The sequence below is a fragment of the Nocardioides szechwanensis genome (genome assembly GCF_900103935.1).
GTDB lineage: Bacteria > Actinomycetota > Actinomycetes > Propionibacteriales > Nocardioidaceae > Nocardioides > Nocardioides szechwanensis.
Map to the genome: position 1 here is coordinate 22746 of NZ_FNIC01000012.1, position 19612 is coordinate 42357.

General features: G+C 70.8%; 16 protein-coding genes and 1 tRNA gene. 12 read left to right on the top strand and 5 right to left on the bottom strand.

Going from position 1 to position 19612, the window contains the following annotated elements; all coding sequences use genetic code 11:
• Window positions 1-39 precede the first annotated feature (39 nt).
• On the bottom strand, window positions 40-2601 hold the full coding sequence (gene pepN, locus BLR90_RS19795) for an aminopeptidase N (protein ID WP_091026961.1): 2562 nt from the start codon (window positions 2599-2601) through the stop codon (window positions 40-42).
• A gap of 169 nt (window positions 2602-2770) precedes the next feature.
• Between pepN and BLR90_RS19800 the strand changes: the two genes are divergently transcribed.
• On the top strand, window positions 2771-4429 hold the full coding sequence (locus BLR90_RS19800) for a CHAP domain-containing protein (RefSeq protein WP_143016286.1): 1659 nt from the start codon (window positions 2771-2773) through the stop codon (window positions 4427-4429).
• Here the strand turns inward: BLR90_RS19800 and BLR90_RS19805 are convergent.
• The gene (locus BLR90_RS19805; RefSeq protein WP_091026963.1) at window positions 4419-6542 is read right to left on the bottom strand and encodes an MMPL family transporter; all 2124 of its coding nucleotides are present in this window, start codon (window positions 6540-6542) and stop codon (window positions 4419-4421) included. The two genes, BLR90_RS19800 and BLR90_RS19805, sit on opposite strands and share 11 nt — an antisense overlap.
• Before the next feature lie 132 nt (window positions 6543-6674).
• On the opposite strand from BLR90_RS19805, the gene BLR90_RS19810 reads away from it, so the two are divergent.
• Both BLR90_RS19810 and BLR90_RS19815 read left to right on the top strand, forming a co-directional pair.
• Window positions 6675-7805, top strand: a complete 1131-nt coding sequence (locus BLR90_RS19810) for a sensor histidine kinase (protein ID WP_091026964.1) — start codon at window positions 6675-6677, stop codon at window positions 7803-7805.
• Entirely contained in the window at window positions 7802-8458 is a 657-nt protein-coding gene (locus BLR90_RS19815; protein ID WP_091026965.1) for a response regulator, read from the top strand. The genes BLR90_RS19810 and BLR90_RS19815 overlap by 4 nt, the downstream gene beginning before the upstream one ends.
• Before the next feature lie 105 nt (window positions 8459-8563).
• On the opposite strand, the gene BLR90_RS19820 is transcribed toward BLR90_RS19815, so the two are convergent.
• Window positions 8564-9874 carry an HNH endonuclease gene (locus BLR90_RS19820; RefSeq protein ID WP_091026966.1) on the bottom strand — a complete coding sequence of 437 codons (1311 nt, stop codon included), beginning with the start codon at window positions 9872-9874 and terminating at the stop codon, window positions 8564-8566.
• 79 nt (window positions 9875-9953) lie between these two features.
• Between BLR90_RS19820 and BLR90_RS19825 the strand changes: the two genes are divergently transcribed.
• Window positions 9954-10553, top strand: a complete 600-nt coding sequence (locus tag BLR90_RS19825) for a mycothiol-dependent nitroreductase Rv2466c family protein (protein ID WP_091026967.1) — start codon at window positions 9954-9956, stop codon at window positions 10551-10553.
• Here the strand turns inward: BLR90_RS19825 and BLR90_RS19830 are convergent.
• Window positions 10550-11257 carry a GOLPH3/VPS74 family protein gene (locus BLR90_RS19830; RefSeq protein ID WP_091026968.1) on the bottom strand — a complete coding sequence of 236 codons (708 nt, stop codon included), beginning with the start codon at window positions 11255-11257 and terminating at the stop codon, window positions 10550-10552. The genes BLR90_RS19825 and BLR90_RS19830 overlap by 4 nt on opposite strands.
• 235 nt (window positions 11258-11492) lie before the next feature.
• On the opposite strand from BLR90_RS19830, the gene BLR90_RS19835 reads away from it, so the two are divergent.
• From BLR90_RS19835 to BLR90_RS19850, 4 genes are all read left to right on the top strand, one after another.
• Window positions 11493-12461 carry a peptidoglycan recognition protein family protein gene (locus BLR90_RS19835; RefSeq protein ID WP_218126877.1) on the top strand — a complete coding sequence of 323 codons (969 nt, stop codon included), beginning with the start codon at window positions 11493-11495 and terminating at the stop codon, window positions 12459-12461.
• 63 nt (window positions 12462-12524) lie between these two features.
• Window positions 12525-14342 (top strand): methionine--tRNA ligase, encoded by a 1818-nt coding sequence (gene metG, locus BLR90_RS19840; protein WP_091026970.1) that lies wholly within the window; start codon window positions 12525-12527, stop codon window positions 14340-14342.
• A 9-nt stretch (window positions 14343-14351) separates the two neighbouring features.
• Window positions 14352-14921 carry an LURP-one-related family protein gene (locus BLR90_RS19845; protein WP_091026971.1) on the top strand — a complete coding sequence of 190 codons (570 nt, stop codon included), beginning with the start codon at window positions 14352-14354 and terminating at the stop codon, window positions 14919-14921.
• Window positions 14922-14923: 2 nt separating this feature from the next.
• The gene (locus BLR90_RS19850) at window positions 14924-15805 is read left to right on the top strand and encodes an alpha/beta hydrolase (RefSeq protein WP_091026972.1); all 882 of its coding nucleotides are present in this window, start codon (window positions 14924-14926) and stop codon (window positions 15803-15805) included.
• On the opposite strand, the gene BLR90_RS19855 is transcribed toward BLR90_RS19850, so the two are convergent.
• Window positions 15780-16817 (bottom strand): hypothetical protein, encoded by a 1038-nt coding sequence (locus BLR90_RS19855; protein ID WP_091026973.1) that lies wholly within the window; start codon window positions 16815-16817, stop codon window positions 15780-15782. The genes BLR90_RS19850 and BLR90_RS19855 overlap by 26 nt on opposite strands.
• 103 nt (window positions 16818-16920) lie before the next feature.
• On the opposite strand from BLR90_RS19855, the gene BLR90_RS19860 reads away from it, so the two are divergent.
• The 4 genes from BLR90_RS19860 (at window position 16921) to BLR90_RS19875 (ending at window position 19581) form a co-directional block, all read left to right on the top strand.
• Window positions 16921-17421, top strand: coding sequence for a ribose-5-phosphate isomerase (locus BLR90_RS19860; RefSeq protein WP_091026974.1), 501 nt, complete (start codon window positions 16921-16923; stop codon window positions 17419-17421).
• A complete protein-coding gene (locus BLR90_RS19865) occupies window positions 17414-18262 on the top strand; it encodes an Fpg/Nei family DNA glycosylase (protein WP_091026975.1) in 849 nt (282 codons plus the stop codon). Before BLR90_RS19860 ends, BLR90_RS19865 begins: the two co-directional genes overlap by 8 nt.
• Before the next feature lie 36 nt (window positions 18263-18298).
• On the top strand, window positions 18299-19396 hold the full coding sequence (locus tag BLR90_RS19870; protein WP_091026976.1) for a PP2C family protein-serine/threonine phosphatase: 1098 nt from the start codon (window positions 18299-18301) through the stop codon (window positions 19394-19396).
• Window positions 19397-19507: 111 nt separating this feature from the next.
• Window positions 19508-19581 (top strand) — tRNA-Gly (locus BLR90_RS19875).
• Window positions 19582-19612 lie beyond the last annotated feature (31 nt).

A 19612-nucleotide genomic window follows, 5' to 3' on the forward strand; every position in this document is an offset into this window, starting at 1 on the left:
TTGGGAGTGACTTCGTCACTCCCTTGGGAGTACTCGCGGTCAGTCGACCGCGTCGCGGGCCTGGGCCGCCAGGGCGCGGGCGACGTCGGCGCGTCCCTCGCGGACGTAGCGCTTCGCCGCCGGGTTGGCCGGCGAGGACTCCAGCCACGCGTCGACCCGCTCGAGCAGCTCCGGGCTCGCGAGCTGGCGCGGGAAGATGAACTCCAGCGCCGTCGAGGCGCGCTGGGTGCCCAGTCGCTCCCAGATGTCGTCGGCCGCGGTGAGGTAGTGCTCGACGTACGGCGCGAGGACGTCGTCCTGCCCGGGTCGCTGGAACGACAGGATGATCGAGCGCTGCGTCTCGTTGGGGGTGTCGGTCTTGGTGATCGCCGCCTCCCAGGCCGTGGCCTTGGCCTCGGCGTCGGGACGGGCTGCCCGAGCGGCCGCGGCGTGCTCCTGACCGGAGATCGTGTGGTCGCGGCCGAGCTCCTCGTCGATGCGGTCGTCGCCGGCCACACCGGCCGCGGCCAGTGAGGTGAGCAGCACCCAGCGCAGGTCCTGGTCGACGGCGAGACCGTCGAAGGTCAGCGACCCGTCGAGGAGTGCCTCGAGGTCGGCGATCGCGGCGTCGCTGTGGGCGATGCCGGCGTAGGAGCGCGCGAAGGTGAGCTGGTGGTCGCTGCCCGGCTCGGCCGCGGCGAGCAGGTCGCGCAGGCCGCGCTCCCACTCGGCCCGCAGCTGCGGCCGGTTGGCCTTGGCCGAGAAGTGGTTGACCGCCTGGGCGGCGTACGTCGGGATCCGGCTGACGCCCCACGAGTCGGTCTCGGCGCCGATGTTGCGCAGCACGAGCGCCACGAAGTCGGAGGCGCGCATCTCGGCATCGCGGGTCATGTCCCACGCGGCGCCCCAGACCAGGGCCCGGGCGAGGGAGTCGTCGAGCTTGGACAAGCCGTTGACCACCGTGGCGAGCGAGCGCTGGTCGAGACGGATCTTGGCGTAGGTGAGGTCGCTGTCGTTGAGCAGCAGCAGGTCGGGCTGCTGCGCGCCGACCAGCTCGGGGATCTCGGTGAGCTCGCCCTCGACGTCGATCTCGACGTACTGGCGGCGCACGAGGCGGTCCTCCCCCTGAGAGTTGGGCACAGCGTCGTAGAGGCCGACGCCGATGCGGTGACGGCGCAGCGTCGGCCAGTCGGGGTGGGCGCACTGGCGTACGGCGAGCGAGGAGTAGCGGCCGTCGGCGTCGGTCTCGAACTCGGCTGTGAGGGTGTTGACGCCCGCGGTCTGGAGCCACTCCTGGGCCCAGCCCCCGAGCTCGCGGCCCGACGACTTCTCCAGCGCCGCCAGCAGGTCGGAGAACTCGGAGTTGCCGTAGGCGAAGTCCTTGAAGTACTGCTGCAGCCCGGCCTGGAAGTCCTCCAGGCCGACCCAGGCCACCAGCTGCTTGAGCACCGAGGCGCCCTTGGCGTAGGTGATCATGTCGAAGTTGACCTCGACCGCCTGGAGGTCGTGGTTGTCGGCCGCGATCGGGTGCGTGCTCGGCAGCTGGTCCTGGCGGTAGCCGGTCTGCTTACGGGCGTTGGCGAAGCCGGTCCAGGAGTCGGTGAACTCCGTGGCCTCGACCTCGGCGTGGTAGCAGGCCCACTCGGCGAAGGACTCGTTGAGCCACAGGTCGTCCCACCACTTCATGGTGACGAGGTCGCCGAACCACATGTGAGCCATCTCGTGCAGGATCACGCTGCACCGGAACTCGTAGAACGAGCGCGGCTGGCGGCTGCGGGGGAGGTACTCGTCGCGCAGCGTGATGCAGCCGGCGTTCTCCATCGCGCCCATGTTGTACTCCGGCACGTAGAGCTGGTCGTACTTGCCGAAGGGGTAGGGGAAGTCGAAGGCCTCCTCGAAGAACGCGAAGCCCTGCTCGGTGATCTTCACGAGCTCGTCGACGTCGAGGAACTCCACCAGTGACTGGCGGCAGTAGTGGCCGAGGGGGATCTCGCCGTGCTTGCCGACGTAGGTGTGCTGGACCTCGTGGTACTCGCCGGCGACCAGGGCGGTGATGTAGGTCGACATCCGCTTGGTCGGCTCGAAGCGCCAGATCGCCTTGCCCTCGTCGAGGGCCTCGGGGGCGGGGGAGGGCGAGTTGGAGACGACCTTCCAGCCCTCGGGAGCGGTGACGTTGAACGTGAACGTCGACTTGAGGTCGGGCTGCTCGAAGGTGGTGTAAACGCGGCGGGCGTCGGGGACCTCGAACTGGGAGTAGAGGTAGACCCGGCCGTCGGCGGGGTCGACGAAGCGGTGCAGGCCCTCGCCGGTGTGGCTGTAGGGAAGCTCGCAGAAGACCCGGAGCTCGTTGTCGGCCTCGAGGCCGTCGAGCGTGATCCGGGAGTCGCGGTAGACCTCGGACGGGTCGAGGGCGCGACCGTTGAGGGTGACCTCGTGGATCGTGGCGTCGACCAGGTCGGCGAACGTGGAGGCTCCGGGCTCCGAGCACGAGAACCGGATCACGGTCGTGCTCTCGAAGACCTTGTCGGACACGGTGAGGTCGAGGTCGATGGTGTAGGACTCGACGGCCAGGATCGCGGCGCGGGTGGCGGCCTCGTCCCGGGTCAGGTTGGTTCCAGGCATGCGACGCATCATGTCACTGGCAAATCCGCCGAGGCGAACCCACGGGGACTGGCGCACGCCCAGCATGTGGGACTGATGGGGTCGGTGAGACGCTTGGGACGAGAGTTACACGTGTGAAATTCTCGGCGACACGCTGACACGGTGCTTGACACCTGCGTAATCTCACGTCGTGACTCGGACCGGAAGGCTGCGCTGCGCTCTCGTGCTGAGCGGTCTGCTGGCGTCCCTGATGCCTCTCGCGGGCCCGGCCACGGCCGACGACGGCCGGGTCGACGCACCGTCGCTGAGCAAGTACGACGCGGTCGAGCAGCGCTCCACCGCCTACCTGTGCACCGGGTACGTCGCCTGCGCCGAGGCGGGCTACTCCCACGCGGGCTACCGCACCGCCGCGGACACGATGTGGTGGCGGATGTACACCGGCCACAACTGCACCAACTACGTGGCGTACCGCATGGTGAAGAGCGGGCTGCCCAACGACCGACCGTGGTCCGGAGGCGGCAACGCCAGCGAGTGGGGCCTGAAGATGGCCGGGATCACCGACGACGTCCCGATCGTCGGTGCCGTCGCCTGGTGGCGGGCGAACGCCCCCGGCACCGGCTCCAGCGGTCACGTGGCCTACGTCGAGGAGGTCATCTCCAGCACGGTGATCGTGATCTCCGAGGACAGCTGGAGCGGTGACTTCCACTGGCGCAAGATCCGCAAGGCCGACGGCCGGTGGCCCTCGGGTTTCGTCCACTTCAACGACCAGGTCATCACCAACGTCGCGGCCCCGGTCATCGAGGGCACACCCAAGGTCGGCGCGCCGCTGACGGCCGCACCCGGCACCTGGACCCCCGCCGGCAGCTACGCCTTCCAGTGGCTCGTGGACGGCGCCGTGATCCCCGGCGCCACGGCGGCTCAGTACGTCCCGACCGCGGCCCAGCGCGGCAAGCGCTTGACGCTGCAGGTCACCGCGACGAAGAAGGGCTACGCACCCGGCACCGCGCGCAAGGCCGCCCCCAGCGACGTCGTGGTCGGCGACTTCCGCAGCGCGGAGGCCCCCACGGTCAGCGGCGTCGCCGAGGTCGACCAGGTCCTCACCGCGACCCCCGGCTCCTGGGCGCCGACGCCCGAGAGCGCCAGCGTCCAGTGGTACGCCGACGGCGTGGCCATCCCCGGAGCCACCTCCTGGCAGCTGCGCCTCGGTCAGCCCCAGATCGACAAGCGGGTCACCGCTGCCGTCACCGTGCGGGCGACCGGCTACAAGCCCCGCAAGGTGAGCTCGCCGGAGACCGCTCCGGTCATCGCCGGCACCATCGCGATCACCTCGCCGTTCTCGGTCGACGGCCGCGTCCGCACGGGGGACACGCTCACCGTCACCCCGGGCTCGTTCGAGCCCGCTGACGCGACGGTCACCTACACCTGGCTACGGGACGGCGAGCCGATCCGCGGCGCCGCAGGCACGACGTACGTGCTGCGGCCGTGGGACGTGGGCTCGCGGATCACCGTGCGGGTCGACCTCGCACGCACCAGCTACCGCAGCACCTCCCAGGTCGCGAAGGCCCAGGGCCGAGTCCAGACCAAGCCCACGCTGAGGATCTCGTCGGCCAGCGCGTCGCGTCGCGCCGTGGTCATCGTGAGGGTGGGCGCCCCCGGCGTCTCGTCCCCGCGCGGGCTGGTCACCGTGTCGATCGGCGCGAAGAAGGTCACGGGCAAGGTCGTCGACGGCAGGTTCCGCGCCGTGGTCGAGGGGCTCAAGCCCGGCTGGCACAAGGTGCGGGTCCGCTACACGGGCACCAAGCTCGTGCTGCCCGCCGCCGGCTCCGACCGCGTATACGTCAAGCGCTAGCTCGCCTCACGGGTTCGAGGCCGTCGTGCCCGGACTTCTCCACCGACGCGGAGTCCAACTCCGGCAGCAGCCGATCCAGCCACTCTGGCAGCCACCAGTTCGCGTCGCCCAGAAGCTTCATGGTGGCCGGGACGAGCACCAGGCGTACGACGGTCGCGTCGAGGAGGATCGCCGTGGCCAGTCCCACTCCCATCATCTTCACCACCGGGTCACTGCCCAGGACGAAGCCCGAGAAGACCGCCACCATGATCAGCGCGGCCGCGGTGATGGTCCGCCCGGTGCCGGCGATCCCCGCGATGACCGCGCGGGTGTTGTCGCCGTGGCGGCGGTACTCCTCGCGTACCCGCGAGAGCAGGAACACCTCGTAGTCCATGGAGAGACCGAACAGGATCGCGAACATGAACAGCGGGATGAATGACACGATCGGCACCGTCGACTCCACGCCGATGAGGTCGGCCGCCCAGCCCCACTGGAAGACCATGACGAGCACGCCGTACGCTGCGCCGACGCTCAGCAGGTTGAGCACGACCGCCTTCAGCGGCACCAGTACCGACCGGAACAGCACCGTGAGCAAGAGGAACGACAGCAGCAGCACGGCCACCACGAAGCGCAGCATCCGCTCCTGCACCCGGTCACCGAGGTCGGCGAAGGTGGCGGTCTGGCCGCCGACATGGCCGGTCGCTGCGGTGCCGTCGAGCACCGTCGGGAAAACCTCGCTGCGCAGCCTCGCGACGGTCTCCTGGGTGGCAACGTCCTGGGGCGACGTGGTCGGCTGCGCCACCAGAGTCGCCACGCCTGCGGTGAGATCGATGGTCGGGTCGCCGACCGAGGTGATGCCCGGGTCGGCTGCCACCGCCGCGGCCAGCGGCGCCACGACGGACCCGTCCTGGGAGATGTCGACCGCGATCACCAGCGGCCCGTTGGCGCCAGGGCCGAACCCGTCGGCGATCAGGTCGTAGGCCCGGCGTTCGGTCCTCGACTCGGGCTTGGTCCCGTCGTCCGGGAACCCCAGGTTGAGCGAGAGAACGGGTGCGGCCAGGGCGATCATGAGGACGCCTCCTCCGACGAGGTACGCCGTCGCGTGGCGGGTCACGTGAGCGCCCCACCGGTACCAGCCGGTGCTCGGCCGATGCGGCGTGCGCCGGCGTCCGTTGATCCGGTGCCCCGCCAGTCCGAGAAGTGCCGGCAGCAACGTGACCGAAGCCAGCACCATCACGAGCACCATCGCGGAGATGGCGACCCCACCACCGGTCACGAACGGGATCCCCGCGACGAGCAAACCGAGGATCGCCACGACGACCGTGCCGCCGGCGAAGATCACCGCCTGTCCTGCTGTTGCCAGGGCCCGGCCGGCCGCTTCGGCGACCGGCATCCCCAGCGCCAGGTGCTCGCGGTGCCGGGTGACCAGGAAGAGCGCGTAGTCGATACCGACGCCGAGTCCGACCATGGCCGCAAGCTGCGGTGCCCACGCCGGGATGTCGATCAGGTTCGTCACCAGCTTCATCGAGGTGACGCCGATGACCAGACCGAACAGCGCCATCCCGATCGGCAGTCCCATCGCGACGAAGGAGCCGAAGGCGATCAGCAGGACGATCATCGCGACGACGATCCCCGCGACCTCGCCGAGCCCGGTGGGTGCTTCCTCGAACGCGAAGAACAGATGGCCTCCGGTCTCCAGAGTCAATGACGACTCGTCACGCAGGTCGGCGACGGCGTCCTTGAGGTTGTCCAGGTCGGAGGCATCGAGGTGCTCGATCGCGGGGTACTGCACGCGCACGAGTGCGATGGCGCCGTCCGGCGAGACGCTGCTCGTCGTGGTCAGGACGTGCGGGAGCTCCGTGAGAGCGGCCTCCACCGGTGCGAGGTGCGCCGCGGCGTCCTGGGCTTCGAGGACGACGTGGGCGGTGACCCCGCCCTCGTCAGCCTGGGCCTCGGCGAGCAGCTCCGCAGCTTGGTAGGAGTCGAGGCCGGGTGCCTCGAAGCTCTCCTCGAGATCGCGCCCGAAGGCAACGGAGGAGGCGATGACGACCAGCGCGAGAACGATCCAGGCGCCGATGGCGACCCAGGGCCGGGTGGCAGCAGACCGGCCGAGCCGGTAGAGGAGATTCGACATGCCTCCACGGTGGCCCGGCGGAGAGCGACGTACATCGGGCCAAGGAGTGGGGGACTCCTCAGCCGAAAGAACGAGAAGCGGCTCATGCTTCTGCCCCGTACGACGAGCGTCGCCGCTCTCTAGGCTGGCAAGGTGTTCGCCGCCTTCATCCGCTCGATCCTCGCCGAGCCCCGTGCCCCGGACCCGCCGGCGCGGGTGTGGTGGGACTGGGCCTTGGTCGGCGCTCTGCTGGTCACGGCCGTGGCCGAGGCGATCTTCCGCCCGGACATGGCGTGGCGTCCCCTGGCCACCGTGGTCGCGCTCCTGGTGATCCCGGTCCTGCTCTGGCGGCGTACCCATCCGTTGCTGGCGACCGCGGTCGGCTGGGGCGGCGCGCTGGTGCTGCACATCCCGACCGTCGTCAGTGACGTCGTCGACGTGGGGCTGTACTCCATGGCCGGCATCGTGTTGCTGCCCTACGCGTTGTACCGCTGGGCTTCGGGACGCGAGGCGCTGGTCGGGACCGCGATCGTCGCCGTGCCCGCGGGCCTGGGTCTCGCGACCAGCGCGACCCTCGGGGACGTGATCGGCGGCACCACCCTGCTGGTCGCGGTGTTCGCACTCGGGGCCGCGATGCGCTACCGCGCGGTTGCGCGCCAGCGCGAGGTGCAGCAGGTCCGGACGCTCGAGCGCGGTGAGCTCGCCCGCGAGCTGCACGACACCGTCGCGCACCACGTGTCGGCCATCGCGATCCAGGCCCAGGCGGGGCGGGCGGTGGCAGCCACCGACCCGGCTTCGGCGGTCGAGGCGCTGGCAGTGATCGAGGCGGAGGCGTCGCGGACCTTGTACGAGATGCGCACGATGGTCCGGGTATTACGCGACGGCGAGGCGGCCGACTACGCGCCGCAGCGGGGCATCAGCGACCTGGACGAGCTGACCCGGACGAGCCCGCTGGTGCAGGTGCACCACGGCGGCGACCTCGCGGGCCTGCCGCAACCGGTGGAGGTGGCGGTCTACCGGATCTGTCAGGAGTCGGTCACCAACGCGATCCGGCATTCGCTGAACGCCACGGCGGTCACCGTGGGAGTCACCGGCGACGTCGGCGTCGTACGGTTGCGTGTGCACGACGACGGAGAAGCAGCCCGCCCTTCGACCACCGTGGGCTACGGCCTGCTCGGTATGGCGGAACGAGCCAAGCTGCTCGGCGGCACCTGTCAGGCCGGGCCGGACCCGGCCGGCGGCTGGACCGTCGAAGCGACCCTGCCGCGCGAAGTGCCGCGATGACGATCAGGGTGGTGGTCGCCGACGACCAGCTCCTGGTCCGCACCGGCCTGACGATGATTCTCAACGCGCAGCCTGGGATCGAGGTCGTCGGCGAGGCAACGGACGGTCACGAGGCGGTGGCCGTGGCACGCGAGCTGCGTCCCGACGTCTGCCTCTTCGACATCCGGATGCCCGGCATCGACGGCGTCGAGGCCACCCGCCAGCTCGCTGGCCCAGGCGTCGAGAACCCCCTGGCCATCGTGATCATCACGACCTTCGATCTCGACGAGTACATCCATGGCGCCCTCAAGGCCGGCGCCCGAGGCTTCCTCCTCAAGGACGCCGGGCCGGAGCTGCTGGTCCAGGCGATCCACGCGGCCGCGAAGGGCGACGCGCTCATCTCGCCCGACATCACCCGCCGCCTGCTCACCACCCTGGCCGGCCTGGAGCGAGCCTCCCCGCCGACCCAGCCGATCGAGCCGCTCACCGAACGCGAGGAAGAAGTGCTCCTCACCGTCGCCCGCGGCTGCACCAACGCCGAGATCGCCGACGAGCTGCACATCACCCTGAGCACGGTGAAGACCCACGTCGGCGCGCTGATGAACAAGCTCGGCGCCCGCAACCGCGTCGAGGTCGCGATGTGGGCGTACGAGACCAGGCGGGTCAAGGGATAGGGCCGGCCGACCGCCGATCGCGTCTACGCAGTTCGCACGCGCCCAGTCGCGGCGCTGTGCAGCGGGATGGCACCCGGTCGGACTTGATGGTGGGTGCGGTCGCGCTCAGGCGATGAGCTCGTAGTCGAGGGTCGTGCGGCTGTTGTAGTCGAGGTGGCCCAGTGGTGCGGGCGCGCGGGATCGGTAGGTGTGTCCGGTCGGGGTGGTGGTGATGACGGTGTGGCGTTCGGTGCCGGCCAGGGTCTCGGGCGAAGGACGCGCGCGCCAGCCGGGGGCTTGTTTGGCGAGGTTGCAGCGTTCGCACAGGCCTTGGAGGTTGGGCTTGGAGGTGTCGCCGCCGACTTGGGACTCGCGCACGTGGTCGGTGGTTCGGATCGGGGCGCCACACCAGGGGGTGCGGCAAAGGTCCTGGTCGCGGTGGCGGACGAGGTCGGCGAGCCCGGCGGGGGCGTGGCGGGCGCGGGAGTCCAAGCCGACCAGCTGCCCGGTCCCGGGGTGGGTGTAGAGGCGGCGTACCCAGACCTGGACCGCGTCGAGGGCGTCGGCGAGGAGGTCGTGGGCCCGCTCGGCGGGCACGGGGCGGTAGCCGGGCACGTGTGCTGACTCCTCGCTGGTGCCGAAGAACGTGCGGTCGGTCATGACGAGGTCCAGGTTGACCCGGACCGGGTCGGCGACGGACCTGCCGGTGACGCGTTCGACGAGGGTGTCGGCCATGACCTGGCCGCGGGAGCGGGGGTCGCCGGTGGCGCGGGCGGTGTCGGCGGCGGCCCTGAGGGCGGCGTAGACCGCGACGCCGTCCTTGACCGGGAGCAGGGCGCTGAGCCAGGTCATGGTGTCGGGGGCCGGGCGCAGGGTGACGTGGCGGTCGGCCTCGGCCTTGCGGGCTCGCGCGGCGACGGCGGCGTTGTCGAGGTCGGCGGCAAGCTTGCGTGCCGCGTTGCCCAAGGCGTGGTCCGGCAGGTCCGGGCCGGTGCCGCCCGGTCCGCACAGGCGCCGGTCGACCTCACGGCGGTCGTCAAGGGACAGGCACGCGGTCTCGCGGGCCAGGATCGTGGCCCGCCACTCACTCAGCTGGCCGGTGCGCATCCGGTGAAGGGTGTGGGGCATCTCGCGGTGCAGGACCTTCGCCAGGCCCAGCAGCCTGGCGCCCTTGGTGGCTGACTCGCGCCGGGCAAGCCCGACCTGGGATGCGACGCCTTCGCCGAGCCGGGCTGCCGGCCAACCCCGCTGCTCCTGGGCCGCGCGTTGGGAGGTGTCGAGGTCGACCGCGACAGTGGCCTGGGCCGCGGCCGCGACGTTCTTGAGGTCCTCGAGGGCGCGGATCAGGTCGACGCGCTCGGTGTCGGTGAGATCGCGCGACATGTCGGCCAGGTGGGTGACCCACTGGCTGACCGTTGCTCCCGAGACCTCGAACATGTGTTCAAGGCTAGGACCGGCCACCGACAGTGCGTCGGGGCTCGGGAAGGATCTTGGGCGGTCCGTGCTTAGGTCAGGTATGACCCAAGCCGACTTCTGGTTCGACCCGCTCTGCCCGTTCGCCTGGATCACCTCGCGGTGGATCCTCGAGGTCGAGCAGGTGCGCGACATCGACGTGACCTGGCACGTCATGAGCCTCGCCTACCTCAACCAGGACCGGGACATCCCCGACGAGTACCGCGAGATGCTCAAGCCGGCCTGGGGCCCCGTGCGCGTCTGCATCGCCGCCGAGCAGAAGCACGGTCGTGAGGTCCTGCTGCCGCTCTACACCGCGATGGGCAACCGCATCCACCTCGGCGGTGAGCCGATCACGCGTGAGCTGATCGCCGCCGCGCTGGCCGACGCGGGCCTGGAGCCTGAGCTGGTCGAGGCGATGGACGACTCGTCGTACGACGAGGCCGTCGCCAAGTCCCACCACGAGGGCATGGACCAGGTGGGCGACGACGTCGGCACCCCGACCATCGCCATCGAGGGCGCTGCCTTCTTCGGCCCGGTGCTCTCCAAGATCCCGCGCGGCGAGCAGGCCGGTGAGCTGTGGGACGGCGCGGTCGCGGTCGCGAAGTTCCCCTACTTCTACGAGCTCAAGCGCTCCCGGACCGGCGAGCTCGACTTCAGCTAGTAGCCCGCGGCGGTGGCGGCGGTGGCCGCCGTGACCGCGGTGGTCACCGCGGCGACAGTGGCGGCGACGGCGTCGCGGACCGCCTTGGCGGCCCAGTCGCCGGTGGCGATGTCCTTCGCGCGCCTCTTCACCTCGCGGGACGACATCCCCTCGTGGTCGACCACCCGGTGTGCCTGGTCGACGGCCGCGAGGAGCGCGACCAGGGCACCCGTGCGCGGGTCCGGCTGAGCACCCTCGACGAGGGCAGCGCGCACCTGACGGCGTACGTCGTGCTCGTGCGTCGCGTCGGCGGCCGGCCACCTCGTGCGAGGGAAGACGCCCAGGACCTTCTCCTCCCGGCGCTCCAGCAGGCCGCGCTCGACGAGCCGGTCGGTGAGCGTCTCCTTGAGACCCTTGCCCAGCCGGTTGACCAGGTCCTGCGGTGAACGGTCCTTCTCGGTGATGGTGGCGAGACCAGCGGTGAGTACCGGGTCGTGAGGCGCCGCGTCGTGAGGCGCCGCGTCCTGAGGCGCCGCGCCCGTCGGACGCACCTTGGCCGAGCGCCAGGCGCTGGTCTTCTCCTCGAGCTCGACGGCCTCGGCGAGGGCGAGCTCGACGAGTACCGCGCCTCCGAGGGCGCTGGCGAGATAGGAGCTGGCCCGGACAGTGCCTTTGGTGTCATCGAGCAGCAGGAGCAGCAGATCCTCGGCGATGAGCGTGTCCACTACTCGACTGTAGTCCCGCTGGAGTCGGGGCCAGAGGCGTCTCCGAGGTCGACTTTGGTGCGAATCGCGGTAACAATTGATCCCCATGCGCTTCTCGGGAACTGCATCACTGGCCACTGCAGTCACATTGACCACAGGTCTGCTGGCCCTGTCGGCGGACGTCATGGACCCCGGACAAGGGGTCGTCTCGCACGCCGCGGCCCCTGTTGGGTCCGCGGAAGAGCCCGGGTCACCGGTGCGCGTGACCGAGGTGCCGGTGACCGACGCCGGGCCGCAGGGGACCTCGTCGTACTCCATGGTCGGCGTGACCTGGCGCGGCGCCGACCCGGAGCTGCGGGTCCGGGCGCGCGGGGCCGAGGGCTGGGGCGAGTGGTTGTCTCCGGAGGTCCTCGACGACGGACCGGACGGTGGTGAGACCAGCAGCCTGCGCGCCACCCAGCCGCTCTGGGTCGGGCCGTCGGACGGGGTGCAGATCGACGCGAGCGGCGAGGGCTACCGCGACCTCGAGCTGGTCCTGATCGACCCCGGAGTGCTCACGTCGGACCGGACGGCGGGGCGTACCGACGTGTCGGCCCGGGGGGTCGCCCCGGAGTCGGACCGCGCGCTGCGTCCCTGGCTGCTGAGCCGCACGAAGTGGGGCGCCGACCCGTCGTTGCGCAACGGCAGCCCGCGCTACAACGCCGGCCTGCGGCAGGTGCACATCCACCACACCGCCACTGGCAACACCTACTCACGCGCGGACGTGCCGGGGATCCTGCGGGGGATGTACAGTTACCACACCCAGACTCTCGGCTGGTCCGACATTGGCTACAACTTCCTCGTCGACAAGTTCGGCCGGGCGTGGGTGGGCCGCGCCGGCGGCGTATCCCGGCTGGTGCGCGGGGCCCACACCCTGGGCTTCAACCACAGCTCCGTCGGGATCGCCGTGATCGGCAACTTCGAGCGCGGCCGGCCGTCGCAGAAGGCGCTGACCAAGGTGGTCCGGCTCGCCGCATGGAAGCTCGACCGGCACCGGCGCGACGCCCAGGGCCGGGTCGTGGTGACCTCGGAGGGCAGCGACCGGTACGCCGCCGGGCGCAGCGTGCGCCTGTTCGTCATCACCGGCCACCGTGCTACCAACGAGACCGCCTGCCCCGGCGAGCGCCTGTACCAGGCGCTCCCTGCCATCCGTCGCCGCGCGCAGCAGCGCATCGACCGCTACTGAGTCCGGCCGGAGCCGGTCGGCCCGCCCGGAAAGAAGTAGCGGTGGGCTCCTAGACTCCGGCACATGACTCATGTCCTGTCCGCCGTCGCCTGGCCGTACGCCAACGGCCCGCGCCACATCGGCCACGTGGCCGGTTTCGGTGTGCCCTCCGACGTCTTCAGCCGCTACATGCGGATGGACGGGCACGACGTACTCATGGTCTCGGGCACCGACGAGCACGGCACCCCGATCCTGGTGGCCGCCGACCAGCAGGGCGTCACCGCCCGCGACCTCGCCGACAAGAACAACGCGGTCATCGTCCAGGACCTCGTCGACCTCGGCCTGTCCTACGACCTGTTCACCCGCACCACCACCGGCAACCACTACCTCGTGGTGCAGGAGATGTTCGAGACCGTGCACCGCAACGGCTACATGGTCGAGCAGACGACGTTTGGCGCCATCAGCCCGTCGACCGGGCGCACGCTGCCGGACCGCTACATCGAGGGCACCTGCCCTATCTGCGGGTACGCCGACGCGCGCGGCGACCAGTGCGACAACTGCGGCAACCAGCTCGACCCCACCGACCTGAAGAACCCGCGCTCCAAGATCAACGGCGAGACGCCGGAGTTCGTGGAGACCCAGCACTTCTTCCTCGACCTGCCCGCGCTCGCCGACGCGTTGACGGAGTGGCTCGACGGACGGGAGGCCACCGGCCTCTGGCGGCCCAACGTCATCAAGTTCTCCCAGAACATCCTCAAGGAGATCCGCCCGCGCGCGATGACCCGCGACATCGACTGGGGCATCCCGATCCCGCTCGACGGCTGGCGCGAGCAGCCGACCAAGCGCCTCTACGTGTGGTTCGACGCGGTCATCGGCTACCTGTCGGCGTCGATCGAGTGGGCCCGCCGCTCGGGCGACCCCGACGCGTGGCGCCGCTGGTGGAACGACCCGGAGTCGCTGTCCTACTACTTCATGGGCAAGGACAACATCGTCTTCCACAGCCAGATCTGGCCCGCCGAGCTCCTCGCGTACGACGGTCGCGGCGCCCTGGGCGGCGAGCCCGGCGCCTACGGCGACCTCCAGCTGCCCACCGAGGTGGTGTCGTCGGAGTTCATGACCATGGAGTCCAAGCAGTTCTCCACCAGCCGCGGCCACGTGATCCTGGTCGGCGACATGCTGGCGCGCTACCAGCCCGACGCGCTGCGCTACTTCATCTGCGCCGCCGGCCCCGAGACCTCCGACTCCGACTTCACCTGGGCGGAGTTCGTGCAGCGCACCAACTCCGAGCTGGTGGCCGGCTGGGGCAACCTGGTCAACCGCACGGCCACCATGATCGCCAAGAGCTTCGGCGAGATCCCGGCCGCCGCCACCCTCGAGCCGGTCGACGAGGCCGTGCTGACCGTCGTACGCGACGGCTTCGGGTCGGTCGGCGACCTGATCGGCCGCCACCGGCAGCGCGGCGCCATCGCCGAGGCGATGCGCGTGGTCGGCGAGGTCAACCGCTACCTCACCGTCACCGAGCCCTACAAGATGAAGGACGAGTCGCAGCGCGAGCGCCTCGCGACCGTGCTCCACGTCGCCGCGCAGTGCGTGCTCGACTGCAACACGCTGCTCGCGCCCTTCCTGCCGCACTCCTCCAACCAGGTGTGGGCGGCCTACGGCGGCGAGGGCGAGTTCATGCCGATGCCACGCATCGAGCAGGTCGAGGACCTCGACCCCGGCCACGGCGCCGGTCTCGACTTCTACCCGGTCATCACCGGCGACTACTCCGGCACGCCGCGCTGGGAGTCGCGCCCGGTCACCGTCGGCGCCAAGGTCGACAAGCCCACGCCGATCTTCACCAAGCTCGACCCGTCCGTGGTCGACGAGGAGCTCGAGAGGTTCAACGCCGGGTCCCTCTAGGCTCTGCGCATGACCGACTCGATGTACCTGCCCACGTTCTTCGTCAAGCAGAAGTTCGCCATGACGACCAACCGCTACGAGCTGTTCGCCGCCAACCCCGACGGCAGCTTCGGGCAGTCGATGGGGCTCGCCGAGCAGAAGCGCCTCGCCTTCAAGGAGGAGGTGACGTTCTACGCGGACGACACCAAGACCCGCCCGGTCTTCAGCTTCAAGGCCCGCAAGAAGATCGACCTCAACGCCGGCTACGACATCTTCGACGAGGCCCGCAACCAGATCGGCTTCTTCCGCAAGGACTTCGGCGCCAGCCTGATGCGCTCGACGTTCCACATCGAGGGCCCGGGCTACGCCGGCACCGGCCAGGAGCGCAGCCAGGCGGTGGCGATCATCCGCCGCTTCACCGACATCCCGTTCCTGCCGATCCACTTCGACTTCGTGACCCCGGAGGGCCAGCCGCTCCTGGGCGTCGAGCGTCAGGGATCCGTGCGCGACAAGTACACCGTGCACGTGCCCGACCAGCGCATCGACTTCCGGGTCGCGGCGGCGGTCGCGGTCGGGCTCGACGCCCTCATGCAGCGTTGACGATGCTCCACCCGGAGGCGCGCAAGGCACTCGAGGAAGAGGCCGGCGAGACCAAGGTGTTCGAGGACGGCTTCGACATCGAGACCTCGCGCGCCGAGGCCCGCGCGGCGGCCGCGGCTGAGCCGCGCGAGGGCGTCGCGGAGGTCCGCGACGTCGACGCGAACGGCGTACCGTGCCGGCTCTACCGCCCCGCCGACGCGCTGCCCGGCGTCGTCGTGCACCTGCACGGCGGCGGCTTCGTCTTCCACGACGTCGACGTGCACGACGCGGCGTCGCGACGGCTCGCCAACCGCACCCGGACCACCGTGCTCAGCGTCGACTACCGGCGACCGCCGGAGCACCGCTTCCCGGCAGCGCCCGAGGACGTCGACGCGGTGCTGGCCTGGTGGCGGGAGGACGGGCCGGTGTTCCTCCACGGAGACAGCGCGGGCGGCAACCTCGCCCTCGTCGCCGCCCTCAGGAACCCAGGCCTGGCGGCCGGTCTTGTGCTGATCTACCCGTTCCTCGACCCGAGCGCCGGCTTCGACTCCTACGACACCGCCGCCGACGGCTTCGACCGCCGCGAGGCCGAGTGGTACTGGCAGCAGTACGCCGCCGGCCCGGCCGACCTCACCGACCGCGGCCTCGCGCCGCTGCTCTCGGACCGGCTCGGCGACCTGCCGCCGACCCTGGTGGTGACCGCCGAGCACGACCCGCTGCGCGACGAGGGCGAGCACCTCGTCACGCTCCTGGCCGAGGCGGGTGTACCCGTGGTGGGCACCCGCTACCTCGGGCAGGTCCACGGCTTCTGGCGCCACGACCAGGTCTTCACCGCCGCCGAGCCCTTGATGTTGCAGGTGGCGTCGTTCCTCACCTGGGTCAGGACCCGTGTGTCACCAGCGTGATCGTCGAGGCGACCCGCGAGGCCCGCTCGCACCGACCGCCGATCGTGCACCGCACCAGCATCTCGCGGCGCTTGCCGTCGATCCGCAGCTCCATGACGACCAGGAACGCCCGGTTGCCCTCGAGCACCAGCTGTTCGCTGGAGTTGTACGCCGAGTGGTAGCCGCCGTCGTAGCTGCGCAGGATCCGACCGGTCCGCGCCTCGCGCAGCTGCGGCGAGTAGGTCTCGTACTCGGTCGTGAGCAGGACCGACCCGTCTCCGGAGAGGTCGGTGGGGAGCATCTCGTTCTCGTAGCCCTGTTTCCAGACGACCGTGCCGGGCGCGGAGATCCGCCGCAGCTCGGTGCCGTCGCTGGTGCGGTGCGCGAACCAGTCGTGCCGGAGGCTGGCGAAGCTGACGTCGCCGTAGCGCCTCCCCGACTGCACGAAGACGCGCTCGAAGCGGCCGTCGCCCCGCCAGACCTTGAGGCGGCTCCCGTTGCCGATCGCGGCGCGGTGGGGGGTCACGTCGAGCAGCGACCAGATCTCGCTCCTGGCCGAGATCCAGGTCCGCCGGACGGCTCCGTCGACCAGGCTCACCTTCGACAGCCGGGTGCGGGAGCGGGCGTCGTACGACGCGACGTAGAGCAGGTTGCCGGCGATCTGCCAGCCGTTGTCGCCGTAGCGGTCCACCCACGGCTCTCCGAGCATCGAGACGCGGCCGGAGGGACGCACCTTGAAGACCGCGCTGCGGTCCTCGCCGTACGGCGCCCACACGACGGCGTCGGAGCGGAACCGCCCGATCAGCCGGGCCTGGCCGGTGACGCCCGCCGGCCGCTCGAAGGTGACCGTCCGGCCGTCGGCGAAGCGGATCTGGTTGCCGACCATCGACAGCACACGTGGCGCGGGGCCTCGCTCGAGCTGGAGCGGGTGCTGAAGTTGCGCGCGAGGCTCGTCGGCGACCGCGGGAACCGCGGGCACGAGGGTCGTCGCGAGCGCGGACAGGGCGACCGCCAGGGTCAGGCGCAGATGCATGGGGCTCTCCCGGATGTTCAGCAGGTCGTGCAGTGGGGGTATCAACGAGTCTGACGCACGGGCGGCCGGGAAGGTTGTCAGCAGGGTCTGGGAGGATTCCCGCATGCGCGTCCACGTCGGATCCGACCATGCCGGCCTCGAGCTCAAGGACCACCTGGTCGGCTGGCTGACCCAGCACGGCTACGAGCCGGTCGACCACGGCCCCTTCGTCTACGACGCCCAGGACGACTACCCCGTCTTCTGCCTGCGCGCCGCTGAAGGCGTGGTCGCCGACCGCGAGGCCGGCCAGGACAGCCTCGGCGTCGTGATCGGCGGCTCCGGCAACGGCGAGCAGATGGCGGCCAATAAGGTGCGCGGCGTGCGGTCGGCGCTCGCGTGGTCCGAGGAGACCGCGGCGCTGGCCCGCGAGCACAACGACGCCAACGTCGTCTCCGTCGGGGGCCGGATGCACTCCCTGGAGGACATGACCCGCTTCGTCGAGGTCTTCCTCACGACCGACTTCTCCGGTGACGAGCGGCACGTACGCCGGATCGGCCAGCTGGCGTCCTACGAGACCTCTGGCGAGCTCCCGTCGCTGCCGGAGTCCGCCCGCCGCGATGCCTGAGGGGCACACCCTCCACCGGCTCGCGCGCGACCTGGAGGCGGCCTTCGCCGGGCGCCTGGTCCGGGTGGGGAGCCCGCAGGGCCGCTTCGCCGACTCCGCCGCCCTGCTCGACGGTCAGGTGGTCGAGGGTGCCGAGTCGTGGGGCAAGCACCTGTTCATCGCGTTCCCCGACGAGCGGCTGGTCCACGTCCACCTCGGCCTCTACGGCGGCTTCGACGTGCGCACCGGGGTCGACGAGGTCCCGCTGCCGGTCGGCCAGGTGCGGCTGCGGCTGGTCACCGCCGACGCCGGCCCCACGTCGTACGCCGACCTGCGCGGCGCCACGGCCTGCGAGCTGCTCACCGCCCAGCAGCGCGACGCGATCCTCGCGCGCACCGGCCCCGACCCGATCCGTGAGGATCAGGACCCGACCCTCGCGTGGGAGCGGGTCCGCCGCAGCAAGGCGCCCATCGGCGGGCTGCTGATGGACCAGTCGGTCCTGGCCGGCGTCGGCAACGTCTACCGCGCCGAGGTGCTGTTCCGCCAACGTGTCCACCCGCTGCGACCGGGCAACACCCTCCGGGTGGGGCAGTGGCGGGCCATGTGGGACGACCTCGTCGAGCTGATGGCCGAGGGCGTCCGCACCGGACGGATCAACACCGTCCGCCCCGAGCACACCCCGGAGGCGATGGGCCGGCCGCCGCGCGTCGACGACCACGGCGGGGAGGTCTACGTCTACCGGCGCACGGGCCGGCCGTGCCACGTCTGCGGGTCGATGGTCCGCACCGGCGTGCTCCAGACGAGGAACATCTTCTGGTGTCCCCGATGCCAGCCCGCGTTCCGCTCCAGGGCCCTAGGCTGAAGCTCCCTCCCACGACCGGCCCAGACTGGACCCCCCATGACCGCGACGTACGACGCAGCTCCGCCTGCCCGGACGCCCAGGTGGCGGCGGTCGTGGCGGCTGTTCCTCCGCCGCGGGCTGAGCACGGAGTCGCAGATCGCGCTCGTGCTGGCCGTCGTCGTCATCGGGATCACCGTCGCCGTGGCGATCTGGCCGACACAGATGCCGTTCACGGCGTTGATGCTTCCGCTGCTCGTGGCCAGCGTGCTGCTCGGTCCGCGCACCCTGCCATGGTTCGTCATCTTCCTGATGGTGATGCTCGCCGTGACCCTGACGCAGCAGGTCGAGGTCACGGCGCGCATCCTCTCGGCCACCCTGGTGCAGGTTGCGATGGGGCTGGTGGTCCTCGCGACGAGCGTGCGCCGCACGGCTCTCGGCGTGGCTGGGCTGCGCGGCGAGTCCATGTTCATCGACCTGCGCGACCGGATCCTCACCCAGGGCGGCATCCCCGACCTGCCGCCCGGCTGGCAGGTCCAGTCGGCGCTGAAGTCCGCCGGCGGCACGCCGTTCGCCGGCGACTTCGTGGTCGCGGCGCGGCGCGGTGACAACCTCGAGGTGGTCGTGGTCGACGTGTCCGGCAAGGGCGCCGAGGCCGGCACCCGCGCGTTGCTGCTGTCCGGCGCGTTCGGCGGCCTGCTCGGGGCCATGCCCCCGACCCGGTTCCTCCCCGCCGCCAACGACTACCTGCTGCGCCAGGAGTGGGAGGAGGGCTTCGCGACTGCGATCCACCTCTCCCTCGACCTCAACAGCGGCGACTACGAGATCCGTACGGCGGGCCACCCGCCCGCCGCCCACCGCACCGCCGGGTCGGGCCGGTGGCAGGTGCTGCGCACCGAGGGCCCCGTCCTGGGGCTGATCCCGGACGCCACGTTCACCTGTGCCCACGGGCATCTCGGCAAGGGCGACGCCGTGATCCTCTACACCGACGGCATGGTCGAGGAGCCGCGGCGCGACATCGACCTCGGCATCGACCGGATGCTCGGCCAGGCCGAGTCGCTGCTGCGCGGGTCCTTCGACGGTGCCGCGACCCGCCTCACCGAGGCGCTCGGGTCACCCGACGACGACCGCGCGATGCTCGTCGTACACCGCCCGTAGCGGCTGCCACAGCGCTCGTCCGAGCGCTCGGGCCGTTTGGGGGAGTTCGCCGTGCGTGTGGCACCATGACAGCCGCACATTTCACGCCTACGACGGCGTGCGATGACGCACGCGGATGTAGCTCAATGGTAGAGCCTCAGTCTTCCAAACTGATTACGCGGGTTCGATTCCCGTCATCCGCTCCAAGGAGCCCCGAGCGCACGCGTTCACGGCGTC